9 protein-coding genes are annotated in these 12687 nt (G+C 73.1%); 4 read left to right on the top strand and 5 right to left on the bottom strand.

All coding sequences use genetic code 11. The features are described 5' to 3' along the window. Nucleotides 1-105 precede the first annotated feature (105 nt). On the bottom strand, nt 106-1722 hold the full coding sequence (locus tag OG202_RS19900) for an L-lactate permease (protein ID WP_326582346.1): 1617 nt from the start codon (nt 1720-1722) through the stop codon (nt 106-108). A gap of 190 nt (nt 1723-1912) precedes the next feature. Further along, the gene (locus OG202_RS19905) at nt 1913-2335 is read right to left on the bottom strand and encodes a DUF3499 domain-containing protein (protein WP_327729412.1); all 423 of its coding nucleotides are present in this window, start codon (nt 2333-2335) and stop codon (nt 1913-1915) included. 347 nt (nt 2336-2682) lie between these two features. Between OG202_RS19905 and OG202_RS19910 the strand changes: the two genes are divergently transcribed. Next, nucleotides 2683-3138 carry a metallopeptidase family protein gene (locus OG202_RS19910; protein ID WP_326585800.1) on the top strand — a complete coding sequence of 152 codons (456 nt, stop codon included), beginning with the start codon at nt 2683-2685 and terminating at the stop codon, nt 3136-3138. Between the two features lie 175 nt (nt 3139-3313). Here the strand turns inward: OG202_RS19910 and OG202_RS19915 are convergent, their stop codons facing one another. The 3 genes from OG202_RS19915 to OG202_RS19925 all read right to left on the bottom strand — a co-directional run bounded on the left by OG202_RS19915 (nt 3314) and on the right by OG202_RS19925 (nt 8983). Further along, the gene (locus tag OG202_RS19915) at nt 3314-4849 is read right to left on the bottom strand and encodes a DUF5719 family protein (RefSeq protein ID WP_328223227.1); all 1536 of its coding nucleotides are present in this window, start codon (nt 4847-4849) and stop codon (nt 3314-3316) included. Beyond that, the gene (locus OG202_RS19920) at nt 4846-8517 is read right to left on the bottom strand and encodes a glycosyltransferase (RefSeq protein WP_328223228.1); all 3672 of its coding nucleotides are present in this window, start codon (nt 8515-8517) and stop codon (nt 4846-4848) included. Before OG202_RS19920 ends, OG202_RS19915 begins: the two co-directional genes overlap by 4 nt. 202 nt (nt 8518-8719) lie before the next feature. Then, nucleotides 8720-8983 (bottom strand): WhiB family transcriptional regulator, encoded by a 264-nt coding sequence (locus OG202_RS19925; protein WP_003975777.1) that lies wholly within the window; start codon nt 8981-8983, stop codon nt 8720-8722. Nucleotides 8984-9711: 728 nt separating this feature from the next. Between OG202_RS19925 and OG202_RS19930 the strand changes: the two genes are divergently transcribed. The 3 genes from OG202_RS19930 (at nt 9712) to OG202_RS19940 (ending at nt 12568) form a co-directional block, all read left to right on the top strand. After that, a complete protein-coding gene (locus OG202_RS19930) occupies nt 9712-10209 on the top strand; it encodes a cysteine dioxygenase (protein ID WP_327729409.1) in 498 nt (165 codons plus the stop codon). A gap of 74 nt (nt 10210-10283) precedes the next feature. Beyond that, nucleotides 10284-11243, top strand: coding sequence for a 2-phospho-L-lactate transferase (cofD, locus tag OG202_RS19935; protein WP_328223229.1), 960 nt, complete (start codon nt 10284-10286; stop codon nt 11241-11243). Continuing rightward, entirely contained in the window at nt 11240-12568 is a 1329-nt protein-coding gene (locus OG202_RS19940; RefSeq protein ID WP_326582339.1) for a coenzyme F420-0:L-glutamate ligase, read from the top strand. The genes cofD and OG202_RS19940 overlap by 4 nt, the downstream gene beginning before the upstream one ends. The last annotated feature ends 119 nt before the right edge of the window (nt 12569-12687 follow it).

Genomic DNA, 12687 nt, shown 5'->3' on the forward strand with positions numbered 1-12687 from the left:
AAGTCCTCACCGGTCGCCCCAAACTACCCGCCCGGGCCGACAGCCGGCCGTGTGACCTCTGAGAACGGCACCAAGGCCCCGGCGGGAGTGCCTCGCGGTGGTACCTCAGGGAAGCATCCATTCCAGTACGGGGGTGCTCTGTCCCACCACGATCAGGCACATCACCAGCAACAGCCCCAGGCTCCACGGCAGCACCTTGCGCAACAGGTCGCCCTCGCGCCCGGCGAGGCCGACGGCGGCGCAGGCGATGGTCAGGTTCTGCGGGGAGATCATCTTGCCGAGGACGCCGCCGGAGCTGTTGGCGGCGGCGAGCAGTTCCGGCGACAGGCCCGACTCACGGGCCGCGCTGACCTGGAGGGCACCGAACAGGGCGTTGGCGGAGGTGTCCGAGCCGGAGACGGCGACGCCGAACCAGCCGAGGACCGGGGACAGGAAGGCGAGCCCGGCGCCGGCCGCCGCCACGAAGTGGCCGATGGTGGCGGCCTGTCCGGAGAGGTTCATGACGTAGGCGAGGGCGAGGACGGACGTCACGGTGAGGATGGCGAAGCGGAGTTCGTGCACCGTGGCCGCCCACTCCCTGACGGCCACGCGCGCGTGGACCTTCAGGACGACGGCCGTGCACAGCCCGGCGAGCAGCACCAGGGTGCCGCCGGTGGCCACGATGGGCCAGGTGAAGACGTTGCCTCCCACCGGGTCGCCGTCCGGGCTCGCGACGTTCAGGAAGGGCCAGTCGTACGTCTGTGTCGCCCCGGCCAGCCAGTCCTTCACCACGGGGATCTGGGCGAGGGAGAAGATCGCGACGATCAGCGCGTAAGGGGCGTAGGCGCGCAGGACTTCGCGCGGCGGGTCCTCCTCGTCGAGGTCCTCGCTGCGTACGCCGGTCAGTACGGCGGCGCGTACGGGCTCGGCGGCGGGGCGGCGGGCGTGGGGTACGGCGACGAGGGCGCCCGCGCCCAGCAGGGCGGCGCCGATGTCGGCGAGTTGGGCGGAGATGTGGTTGGAGGCGATGAACTGGCCGACGGCGAAGGCGGACCCGCAGGCCAGGGCGGGCACCCAGGTCTCGCGCAGCCCGCGCCGTCCGTCGACGAGCCAGACCAGGACCAGGGGCACCACGAGGGCGAGCAGGGGCGTCTGGCGGCCGACCACGGACGCGACGGTGTCCAGGGGCAGTTCGGTGACCTGGGCGAGGGTGACGACCGGTGTGCCCATGGCGCCGAAGGCGACGGGCGCGGTGTTGGCGACCAGGGCGACCACGGCGGCCTTCACCGGTTCGAAGCCGAGCGCGACGAGCATGACGGAGCAGATGGCGACCGGCGCGCCGAAGCCGGCGAGGGCTTCCAGGAGCGCGCCGAAGCAGAACGCGACGACGAGCGCCTGGATGCGTGGGTCGTCGGAGAGCCGCCCGAAGGAGCGGCGCAGGATGTCGAAGTGCCGGGTGTGGACGGTCATCCTGTACACCCACAGGGCGTTGACGACGATCCACATGATCGGGAAGAGGCCGAACGCGGCCCCCTGGGCGGCGCTGGAGAGTGTCTGGCCGAGCGGCATGCGGTGGGCGAGCCAGGCGACCAGAACGGCCGCCAGAAGCCCGATCAGCCCCGCCAGGTGCGCTTTCAGGCGCACGACGCCGAGCAGGACCAGGACGATGACGAGGGGCAGGGTCGCGACGAGGGCGGACAGGCCGAGTGAACCGGCCACGGGTTCCAGGTGCTGGACGTACACGGGAGCCTCCCCGATTCCGCGATGCGGAAAGCGGTTTCTCACGGCACGGGCACCCGGAATGATCGCGTCCGCGCCGCCACGGCGTCAACAGGCGTGCGTCACCGCGCGAAACGACGCGAACGGAAAGAGCCACGAGGGCGCCGACGACACCGACGACTTCGGGAGCACGGCAACGGCCCCACCCAGAGCGTCAGTTGTCGGGTGAGCGCAGCACGCGGAGGTGGCCGCGGCGGGCGACCTCCATCGGGTCCGCCCTGCGCGCGCCGCCACCGGCCTCCGCCGCGCGCTGCTGCGGGCGGGCCGCCTCGCGCACGGCGTTGGCAAGCGCTTCCAGGTCGTCACCGCTGGGGCGTGCGGGAGCCGAGGCGTCCAGCAGCCGTACGACCTCCCAGCCGCGCGGGGCGGTGAGGCGCTCGGAGTGCTCGGCGCACAGGTCGTAGCAGTGGGGTTCGGCGTAGGTGGCGAGGGGGCCGAGGACCGCGGTCGAGTCGGCGTAGACGTACGTCAGCGTCGCGACGGCGGGGCGGCCGCAAGCGGTGCGCGAACAGCGACGTACAGGGCTCACGACGTTGGACGGTACCGCACTCTTGAGCGGGCCGCGACGACTCTCCACCAGGTCACTCCACCGTGTCGCGCTGTGAAACGCCCCACACGCCCCTCCGAACCCACCGCGTTGACCTGCGAGTAGCCCCCCGTCCGGGATGCCGAACAGCCTTGAGTGCGGTCGATTTTCCGTACATACCATGTCAATTGACGTGAGTTCGCCGGTCTTGGGGAGATGTGGAATCGAGCCCAACCTTGGCCGGAATGGTCATCCTGCGACATGCCGTACGGCCCTCCTGGGCGCCGCCGTGCGGCGAGCCGGTTGGACATGCCAGGTCAGCGGTGTCGGGCCGGCGGGCGCGGCCGGGAGTGTGGAGCCGGGCGGGCGGACCTCGTGGGGACTACGCTTCACAGGTGATGGACAACCTCGTACCGCCCCGCGCCGCCTCCGCACCCGGGCCCCGCCGCCGAGATCGGCACGGCAGGGGGATGCGCGGGCCCATCGCACCGCCGCAAGTGCCGCTCGCGGCGAGTCGTGCGGAGGTGTTCGCGGATCTTGTGCAGGACTCCGTGGAGCGGCTGGAGCGGCGGTGGCCGCAGCTGGCGGACATCGACTTCCTCGTGCTGGAGGTGCCGCGGCTCGACGGGCCCGTCGACGGGGCGTGGAACGACGAGGCGGTGCCGCTCGGGGGGACCGTCGCGGCGCGGGAGGGGCGGCCGGCTCGGGTGGTCGTGTACCGGCGGCCGGTGGAGATCCGTACCAAGGGGCGCGATGAGCGGGCCGCGCTGGTGCATGAGGTCGTGGTGGAGCAGGTGGCCGAGCTGCTGGGGCTGAATCCGGAGACGGTGGATCCGCGGTACGGGGAGGACTGACACCGGTGGGTGCGCCCGGGGTGGGTTTCGCCCCCGTCGCCCCTACCCGTCCCATCCCCAGGGGCTGCGCCCCTTCGACCCCGCTCGGGTGCGTTTGTCGGCTGCGGGTGTGTGGGGGCCGGCCGCGCGGTTCCCCGCGCCCCTGAAGAGCAGGGCGCGGGGAACTGCGCGAGCACTACCTCTGCAGGATCGACAGGTCTTGCCGCGCCTCCGGGACGGCCACCGTGCCTCGGTCGTCCGGGAGGGTCTGGATGGTGAAGGCGGGGACGGTGTCGAGCTTGGATTCCAGGGTGCGGGAGGCGTGGACGGGGCCGCCGGAGACGGCTTCGACGGTGAGGGCGTAGGTGCCCTTGAGGCCGGCCGGGGCGGGCAGGTCGACGTTCTGGGTGGTGCCGGCCTTGATCGTGAAGGTCTTCGTCGTGGGCTCGCCGCCACCGCTGCCGGCGGACACGGTGACCTTGACCTTGGCCGCGCCGGTGGGCGCGGTGAGGGCGAGGGTGGTGCCCTTGGCGCGGTTGTCGGCCACCGTCGCGCGCGCGCCGACCGGGCGGGTGGCCGGGATGAAGGCCGTCTCCTGGTTGTCGCCCTTGCCGCGGACGACGCGGAGGGCGGCCACCACCGGGACCGACTGGTCGGTGGGGGTCAGCAGGAGGGAACCGGCCTCGCCGCGCGTGATGTCGCCGAGGTCGGCGGTGGCGGTCATGCCCCCCTTGACGTGCAGTGTCTCGTTGCCGGCGGGGGTGATCGGGCCGTTGGGCGAGGCGAGGCGGAGCTTCAGGTCGGCGTCGGTCTCGCCGGGGGTGAAGGCGACGAGGGTCACGGAGGTGGCGTCCTCGGGGATGCCCGGGAGGACCAGACTGGCGGCCGGGTCGGCCGCGGCGGCGAGCCAGTCGCCGCCCCGCTTGTCGTCGAGGGCCTGGACCGCGGCGGCGACCCGGCCGCTGCGGACCCTGACATGGACCGTGAGGTCGGCCTCCTTCGCCGTGGCGAGCGTCGACAGCAGGACCGGCTCGTCGGCGCGGGGCCGGACCGTGATGCCGTCCCCCACCGTCGACTTCAGGGCGCCGTCCTTGCCGTAGAGCTCGATGTCGACGACGGCCGCCGAGTCGTCCGGGTTGACGAGGTGGACGTAGTCGGTGCGGCTCGCGGCCGTACTCGCGCCCGGGAACCAGAACTCCGTGTCCGGGGCGGTGCAGTTGACGCCGAGCAGGCCGCGACCGGTGCCGGCGGCGACCTCGGTGGTCTCCTGCACCGTCCAGCCGGGCGCGAACTTCCCCTCCGCCGTGCCGATCAGCGCGGGCGAGTCGCCGCCGTCGGTACTGCCGGCGACGGGCTTTCCGGGCTCCTTCACCTCCACGACGGGCTTGGCGGCCTTGTCCTTGCCGCCGTCCTTGTCACCGCCCTCGTCGCCCTTGCCGCCCTCGTCGCCCTTGCCGGGGTCTGTCGACTCCCCGCCCGCCGCGACGAGTTCGGCGCTGCCGTCGCCGCCGGTGCCCTTGGTGACGGGCGTGAAGGAGGTGTACGCGGTCTCCGCGAGGTCCGAGGTGCTCGGCTGCGGGCAGAGCAGGCTGGTCCGCTGCACGGGCAGCTGGGCGGCCGCCTTCGCCGTGGTGTCCCCGCCGGAGGCGTCGGGCGCGGAGAGCGCGGCGAAGCCGGTGACGGCGGCGAGGGCCGTCGCGCCGGCGATCAGGGACAGGGTCGTGCGGTTCACTGCTGGCTCCCGTCGGGGCGCTCACTGTCGGTGCCGGTGCCGTGCGACGGGTCGTAGGTCGCGTCGTAGCCCTGGGTGTACGTCTGGTCGTACGAGGCCGGGTCGCCCCCGTAGGAGGCGTACGGGTCGTACTGGCCGCCCTGGTAGGGGTCGGCCTGGTAGTGCTGCTGGTCGTACGTGCCCGCCGGGTACTGCTGGGCACCCTGGTACTGCTGGTCGTACTGGCCGTACTCGGCGCCGGCACCCGCGTGGTGCGCGGTGTCCCTCCCCCAGCCTCGAACGTCCTCGCCCGGGGGGACCCCCATGCCGTATCCGTGCTGGGGCGGGACGGTGGCCGCGGCCGGGACATCCTCCGGCGGAGAAGCCAGGTCGGGGTCGGCGGACTGTTCGGCCTCGGCCTCGGCCTGGGCGCGCAGGCGGCGTGCGCGACGGCCGTCGCCGGTGATGTCCTGCGCGGGCACGGCGACGGGCTCGTCGGGGAGGTCGTCGTCGACGTCCCGGCGGCGGCCGGGGAGGGCGAGGACCACGAGGACGACGGCGAGCGAGCCCTGGGCCCACAGCCAGCCGGTGTGGCTGACGGGAGCGTCGAAGGTGACGTCCAGCCTGCCGCCGTCCACGGGCAGCTGGAAGCCCTGGGCCCAGCCGTCGACCGTGGTCGGGGTGAGCGGCCTGCCGTCGAGGGTGGCGGCCCAGGCCTCGTCGGCGGTGTCGGCGAGGCGCAGGACCCGGCCCGAGCCACCGGCCGGGATGGTGGTGTGCACGTCGACGGGGCCCGCGGCGACGGCCTTGGCGTCGCCGGAGGAGGCCTCGATGGTGACGCGGGCGACCTGGCGGTCCACCCGCCACAGGGCGCTGCCGTCCTGCTGGCTGAGTCGGCTCAGGCCGGGTGTGGCGTCCAGGACGCGGCCGACCTCGCGGGGCGCGCCCGGACGGACGAGGACGTAGCGCACGGCGAAGCCGCCGAGTTCGTCGGTCTGGTCGGCGCCGGAGCCCGCGACGAGGTTGGCGACGACCTTGTCGAGCTGTTCGTTCTCTCCCGCGGCGGCGGTGAGTTCGGCGTCGCCGAGGCGGACGCCGGAGCCGCGGACCAGGGTGTAGCCGACCCTGGCGGTGGAGTCGCTGTCGAGGACGAGGGTGCGGGCCTGGTCGCGGGTGCCGCTCTCCTCGGCGACGAACGCGGGCACCTGGACGGGGTCGCGGCGCTCCAGGGGACCGTCGGCGCCGCCGAGCACCCATCCGGCGGCGGCCAGCAGCGGGCCGACGGCGGCGGCGAGCGCGATGAGCACGGCCACCGGCTGGCGCCAGCCGAAGCTCTGCTCGGCCACGCGCGAGCGTGCCCCGTCGGCGCCCAGGGTGGCGGCGGCGAGGAGAGCGATGCCGTAGACGAGGGTCGCGGGGCCCGCCCAGGTGGAGCCGTTGGAGAGGACCGCGAGGACGAGGGCCACCAGGGCGGCCGTCCAAGCGGTCCGGATGGCCGGCTGGCGTTCCGAGCGGAGCAGGGCCGCCAGCGCGGCCAGGACGATGCCGACGAGCGTCAGCCCGCCGACCGTGCCGGGGCCGCCGGGGCTGATGCCGAGCAGATCGGTCGCCGAGGCGGTGCTCCCGCCGTACTCCAGACCGGCCTCCTCGAAGAAGCCGAACGGCAGCAGCGTCAGCGACCAGGGGGCGAGGATCAGCAGCGGGGTGCCCAGCTGGGCGAGGAAGCGCGGGCCGTAGGCGGCGATCTCGCGGCGGCGGACGACGAGGAGCCCGAGGCCGAGGAGCAGCGCGATGGGCCACACGATCGGGGTGAACGCGGTGGTGATCGCCAGCAGCAGGGCGTACGCCCAGGTCGCACGCCAACTGCCGCGCGCCCCTGTTCTGTTGCTCAGGCCGCCGGCCGCGGCGCCCGCGCGGGCGATGAGGGGCAGCAGGATCGCGAGGACGGCGGTACCGAGGCGACCGGTCGCGAGCCCGCCGGTGACGGCGGGCAGGAAGGCGTACACGACGGCGGCCCAGGCGCGCAGCAGCCGGGACTCGACCAGGGGCCGCGAGGCGAAGTACGCGGTGAAGCCGGCCAGTGGCACCGACGCCACGAGGAGCACGGTGACGGCGAGTCCGGCGGAGCCGAACAGCAGGGAGGAGAGCATGGCCACGATGGCCAGATACGGCGGAGCGGCCTCGGCGCCGCCCGCGCCGACCGGGTGCCAGGCGTCCAGATAGCGCGACCACAGCTCGGCGGAGTCGTCGGGCGCGGGCAGCAGGGTGCCGCCGGCGAGCGCGCCGCCGCCGAGCAGTTCACGGCAGGCGACGAGCGAGGCGAGCAGCAGGAGCGCGAAGAGCACGGGCCCGGGCGCACGCGCGATGCGCTTGAGCCGGGCGAACTGCTCGACCTGGAGGAAGTCGGCGTCGTCGTCCCCGGGTCCCGACTCCACCGCGCCGCCGTGCCGTCCGGCCTGGGGGGTCTCGGCGTCGGAGCGGCCGAACAGATCGCCCGCGACCTGTTCGACGGTGGCCCGGACGGTCGCGCCGGGTGGCGGGAACAGCGGCCGCAGCTCCCCCTTGTCCAGCTGCGAACGGCCTCGCCTGCGCCGCCCGGCGATGATCCGCTCGGGCCGCAGCAGCACGCTCAGCAGACCGCGGATCTCGTCGACGGCCTGTCCGGGGACCTTGCCGACGAGGTACGCGACGGTCCTGAGCAGGGTGCCGAGGACGATCCGCAGCAGCACCCAGGGCAGCTGTGCCGTGCGGGAGTTGACGAGGAGGGTGTAGATCGCGCCCGCCTTGTCGACCATGTGCGGGGAGGCGGCGCTGCGGCCCACGCAGTCGACGGTGCGGCGCTCGCGCGCGGACGCCTCGGCGTGCCGCACGACGGCTTCGGGGGCGACGAGGACGCGGTGCCCGGCGGCGGTGGCGCGCCAGCACAGGTCGATGTCGTCCCGCATGAGGGGCAGGCGGCGGTCGAAGCCGCCCAGTTCCTCGAAGACGTCGCGGCGGATCAGCATGCCGGCGGTGGACACGGCGAGGCTGGGCTTGACGTGGTCGTGCTGGCCCTGGTCCTGCTCACGACGGTCCAGGCCGGTCCAGCGGCGGCCGGAGTTGGCGATGGTGACGCCGACCTCCAGGAGCTGACGGCGGTCGTACCAGCCGCGCAGCTTGGGACCGACGACGGCGACGTCGTCCTGGCCCAGCTCGCGTTCGTTCTCCACTGCCCGCAGCAGTTGGGCGAGGGCGTCGGGCTCGGGGGCGCAGTCGTCGTGCAGCAGCCACAGCCACTGGACCGGCTCCCCGTGGGGGAGCTCCGGCATGTCGTACGCGTCGTCGCGCCAGCTGCGGGTGACCGGGTCCCAGCCGCTGGGGCGCCGGAGGTAGGCGAGGTCGTCCTGGGTGAGGACGCCCGCGGTGCGGTTGGCCTCCTCGACCGCCTGACCGAAACCGGTCCGTCGGGCGAGGTGCAGGACGCGGTCCTCGCCGAGGGCCTCGGAGAGGAGCCGGGCGGAGTCGTCCGCGCTGCCGGTGTCGGCCGCCATGGCGCTCTGCACGGGGCGCTCCTGGCCGAGCAGCCCGGCGAGCGCGTCGGGCAGCCAGCGGGCGCCGTCGTGCGCGACGAGGACCGCGGTCACCACATGACGTGGGAACTCAGGAGTGGCAGCGTCGTGGTGAGCTGCGGTGTGGCTGTGCACGGACATCGAGGTACGGGCCCCGGTTCGATGGACTGCGGTGGACGTCTGTGTCCGGCGGGGACAGCGGGACGTCTCGGACGAGGGCCCACACTAACGGCTGAGCAGCAGGGCGGCCCGCCGCCTGTGGACAACCCACGTGCGACGGGCCGTACATGTTCGGTTGTTCCTGTTCGACTGTTCCGGGACGGGTCGGATGTTCCGGGACGGGTCAGACGGCCGCCTTCTTGAGGCGGCGGCGCTCGCGCTCCGACAGACCGCCCCAGATGCCGAACCGCTCGTCGTTGGCGAGGGCGTACTCGAGGCACTCGGAGCGGACCTCGCAGGCGAGGCAGACCTTCTTGGCCTCGCGGGTCGAGCCGCCCTTCTCGGGGAAGAAGGACTCGGGATCGGTCTGGGCGCACAGCGCGCGCTCCTGCCAGCCGAGTTCCTCGTCCGCGTCGTCGACCAGCAGTTGCTGCACGAGCTCGGTCATGTGCGCCCCTCGTCCGTCTTTCGCGTCCCCGTCGTGCGGCCGTTACCGTTTTCGGCTGAACGACACGAGTGAAATTACAAGTGTGCTGCTACGGGCGAGTCAAGCCGAGATCTGCTATTGAGCCCCTTATTCACTCTGCGGAACCAAGGCTATGCGGAAAGTGTTCAAATCGGCATAAACCCTGACAGCAGCCTGGCGGCAGACGGGAGTTCCGGATGGGTTCTCCCTCCCTTACGTCAAAGGACGCCCAGGAGTTCGATCTCGTTCCGGCTCACTCCGGCTCGTTCGAGCCCGACTCGCTCCGGGGGTGCCGACGGCCCTCCACGCGCACGTGCCGACGGCTTGCCCGGTTGGACGCCATGTCTCCCCGGTACCCCGAGCACAAACCTTTCGCCGCGCGGATGTACCGAAAGAGGTGAACCGGCATCCACATACCGGACGTGAAGTTGACAGCGGGAGTGTGAACCGCTGTGCTTGTGGGCATGCTCGCGAACTTGGCACTCACCTCGACCCGCTCCGCCGGGTCCCTCGGTGCTGCTCGCTGTCGCTGTAGCTGTTGCTGTTCCAGCTGTTGAGCCGTACGCGCTCCGGCTGCCGCTGAGCCCCTCCCGGCTCGGCCGCCGTCCCCGTCGCCCGGAAGCCGGGCACACCCCGCCCCGCCCGTGACCCGGGCGGACGGTACGCGACACCCAGCCCCCCGCACTCTCCGTCGAGGACCACCTCACTTCATGAACAGCGACAGCGACCTCCAGATCGCCGGCGACCTTCTCGAAGTACCGCACCTCCTCCAGGCGCCGCGCCAACACCCGGTCACCGTGGCCGAGTTCGCCGGACTGGCCCGTTCCCTCGCCGACGACCGCTCCCAGTGGGAGCACCTCGTCGAGTACGACGCGACGACGCGCTGGTACCACCGGCTGCGAACCGGCCCCGGGTACGAGGTGTGGCTGCTGTCCTGGGTGCCGGGGCAGGGCACCGGGCTGCACGACCACGGGGGCTCCTCCGGCGTACTGACCGTGCTCGACGGCACGCTGACCGAGCGCACCGAGCGGGGCTCGCGCGTGCTCGGCGCGGGCGCGCAGCGGGTGTTCGCGCCGGGCTACGCGCACGAGGTCGTCAACGACGCGCTGGAACCGGCCATCAGCCTGCACGTCTACTACCCCGGCCTGACGGACATGCCGATGCACACGAAGGCCTGCGCGGCGGGGGCGGCGACCGTCACGGTCTGACCGGGACCGTGTGAAACCGGCCGTGCTCGCGGCCGGGCGGGCCGCTGTCGTACCCGCCTGACAAACTGGCTCCCATGCGCATTGTGGTTCTGGCAGGCGGCATCGGTGGTGCCCGGTTCCTGCGCGGTCTGAAGCGGGCCGTGCCGGACGCGGACATCACGGTCATCGGCAACACCGGGGACGACATCCACCTCTTCGGGCTGAAGGTCTGCCCGGACCTCGACACGGTGATGTACACCCTCGGCGACGGCATCAACGAGGAGCAGGGCTGGGGCAGGGCCGACGAGACCTTCCACCTCAAGGAGGAGCTCGCGGCGTACGGCGTCGGGCCCGAGTGGTTCGGGCTCGGCGACCGGGACTTCGCCACCCACATCGTGCGGACGCAGATGATCAGTGCCGGGTATCCGCTGAGCGCGGTCACCGAGGCGCTCTGCGACCGGTGGAAGCCGGGCGTGCGGCTCATCCCGATGACCGACGACCGCGTCGAGACCCATGTCGCCGTCGAGCAGGAAGGCCAGCGCAGGGCCATCCACTTCCAGGAGTACTGGGTGCGGCTGCGGGCCTCCGTGCCGGCCGAGGCGATCGTGCCGGTCGGCGCCGAGCAGGCGAAGCCGGCGCCCGGGGTCCTGGAGGCCATCACCGAGGCGGACGTGATCCTCTTCCCGCCGTCCAACCCCGTCGTCTCCATCGGCACCATCCTCGCCGTGCCCGGCATCCGGGAGGCGATCGCCGAGGCCGGGGTGCCGGTCGTCGGCCTCTCCCCCATCGTCGGCGACGCGCCCGTGCGCGGTATGGCCGACAAGGTCCTCGCCGCCGTCGGCGTCGAGTCCAAGGCCGCGGCCGTCGCCGAGCACTACGGCTCCGGGCTCCTCGACGGCTGGCTCGTCGACACGGTCGACGCGGGCGTCGTGGAGCGCGTCGAGACCGCCGGGATACGGTGCCGGGCCATTCCGCTGATGATGACCGACCTGGACGCGACGGCGGAGATGGCGCGTGCGGCGCTGGCCCTGGCGGAGGAGGTGCGGGGAGCGTGAGCGAGGAGCGTGGGAGAGACGTGCCGCCCAGTACCGGATACCGCGTCTGGGCCCTGCCCGGCATTCCCGAGGTGCAGAAGGGGGACGACCTCGCGAAGCTGATCGCCGCGGCCGAGCCGGGGCTGGTCGACGGGGACGTGCTGCTCGTCACCTCCAAGATCGTGTCCAAGGCGGAGGGGCGGGTCGTCGAGGCGGTCGACCGCGAGGCCGCCATCGACGCCGAGACCGTACGGGTCGTGGCCCGGCGCGGGATGTTGCGGATCGTGGAGAACCGGCAGGGGCTGGTGATGGCCGCCGCCGGGGTCGACGCCTCCAACACGCCGTCCGGGACCGTGCTGTTGCTGCCCGAGGACCCCGATGCCTCCGCGCGGGCGATCCGGGACGGCATCAGGGACGCGCTCGGGGTCGAGGTCGGCGTCCTCGTCACCGACACGTTCGGACGCCCCTGGCGCAGTGGGCTGACGGATGTCGCCATCGGGGCGGCCGGTGTGCGGGTCCTCGACGACCTGCGGGGCGGCACCGACGCGCACGGCAATCCGCTCAGCGCGACCGTCGTCGCCACCGGCGACGAGCTGGCCTCCGCCGGCGACCTGGTGAAGGGCAAGGCCGCCGGGCTGCCCGTCGCCGTCGTACGGGGGCTGGGGCATGTCGTGGCCGAGGACGACGGCGAGGGGACGCGGGCGCTGGTCCGGGGGGCGCGGGACGACATGTTCCGGCTCGGCACCTCCGAGGCCGTACGGCTGGCGGTGACCCAGCGGCGTACGGTCCGGGCGTTCACGGACGAGCCGGTCGATCCCGGGGCGGTGCGGCGGGCCGTGGCCGCCGCCGTCACCGCGCCGGCGCCGCATCACACGACTCCGTGGCGGTTCGTGCTGCTGGAGTCCGAGCAGTCGCGGGTGCGGCTGCTCGACGCCATGCGGGACGCGTGGATCGCGGATCTGCGGCGGGACGGCAAGAGCGAGGAGTCGATCGCGAAGCGGGTGCGGCGCGGGGACGTGCTGCGCAACGCGCCGTATCTGGTGGTCCCGTGTCTGGTGATGGACGGGTCGCACGTCTACGGGGACGCGCGGCGGGATGCGGCCGAGCGGGAGATGTTCGTCGTGGCCGCCGGGGCCGGGGTGCAGAACTTCCTCGTCGCGCTGGCCGGGGAGCGGCTGGGGTCCGCGTGGGTGTCGTCGACGATGTTCTGCCGGGAGGTCGTGCGGCGGGTGCTGGAGCTGCCGGAGGGGTGGGATCCGATGGGGGCGGTCGCTGTGGGGCACGCGGCCGGGTCGCCTCCGGCTCGGGGTGAGCGGGATGCGGAGGCCTTTGTCGAGGTGCGGTGAGGTGGGCGGGTGCGGGTTCGTTTGTGCGTGCTCGCGCAGGTCCTCGCGCCCCTGAAAGCGTCACGGGCACCTAGGCTCATAGGGCACCGCTCTCGCACTGCACCGCTCCCATAGACCGC

It is taken from the genome of Streptomyces sp. NBC_00310 (genome assembly GCF_036208085.1).
Lineage (GTDB): Bacteria > Actinomycetota > Actinomycetes > Streptomycetales > Streptomycetaceae > Streptomyces.

Excerpts from the sequence above, each read along its gene's own strand:
- OG202_RS19910 (WP_326585800.1), top strand. The coding sequence starts at position 2,683 with ATGGACAACCTCGTACCGCCCCGCGCCGCCTCCGCACCCGGGCCCCGC.
- OG202_RS19920 (WP_328223228.1), bottom strand. The coding sequence starts at position 8,517 with ATGTCCGTGCACAGCCACACCGCAGCTCACCACGACGCTGCCACTCCT.
- OG202_RS19925 (WP_003975777.1), bottom strand. The coding sequence starts at position 8,983 with ATGACCGAGCTCGTGCAGCAACTGCTGGTCGACGACGCGGACGAGGAA.
- OG202_RS19930 (WP_327729409.1), top strand. The coding sequence starts at position 9,712 with ATGAACAGCGACAGCGACCTCCAGATCGCCGGCGACCTTCTCGAAGTA.
- cofD (WP_328223229.1), top strand. The coding sequence starts at position 10,284 with ATGCGCATTGTGGTTCTGGCAGGCGGCATCGGTGGTGCCCGGTTCCTG.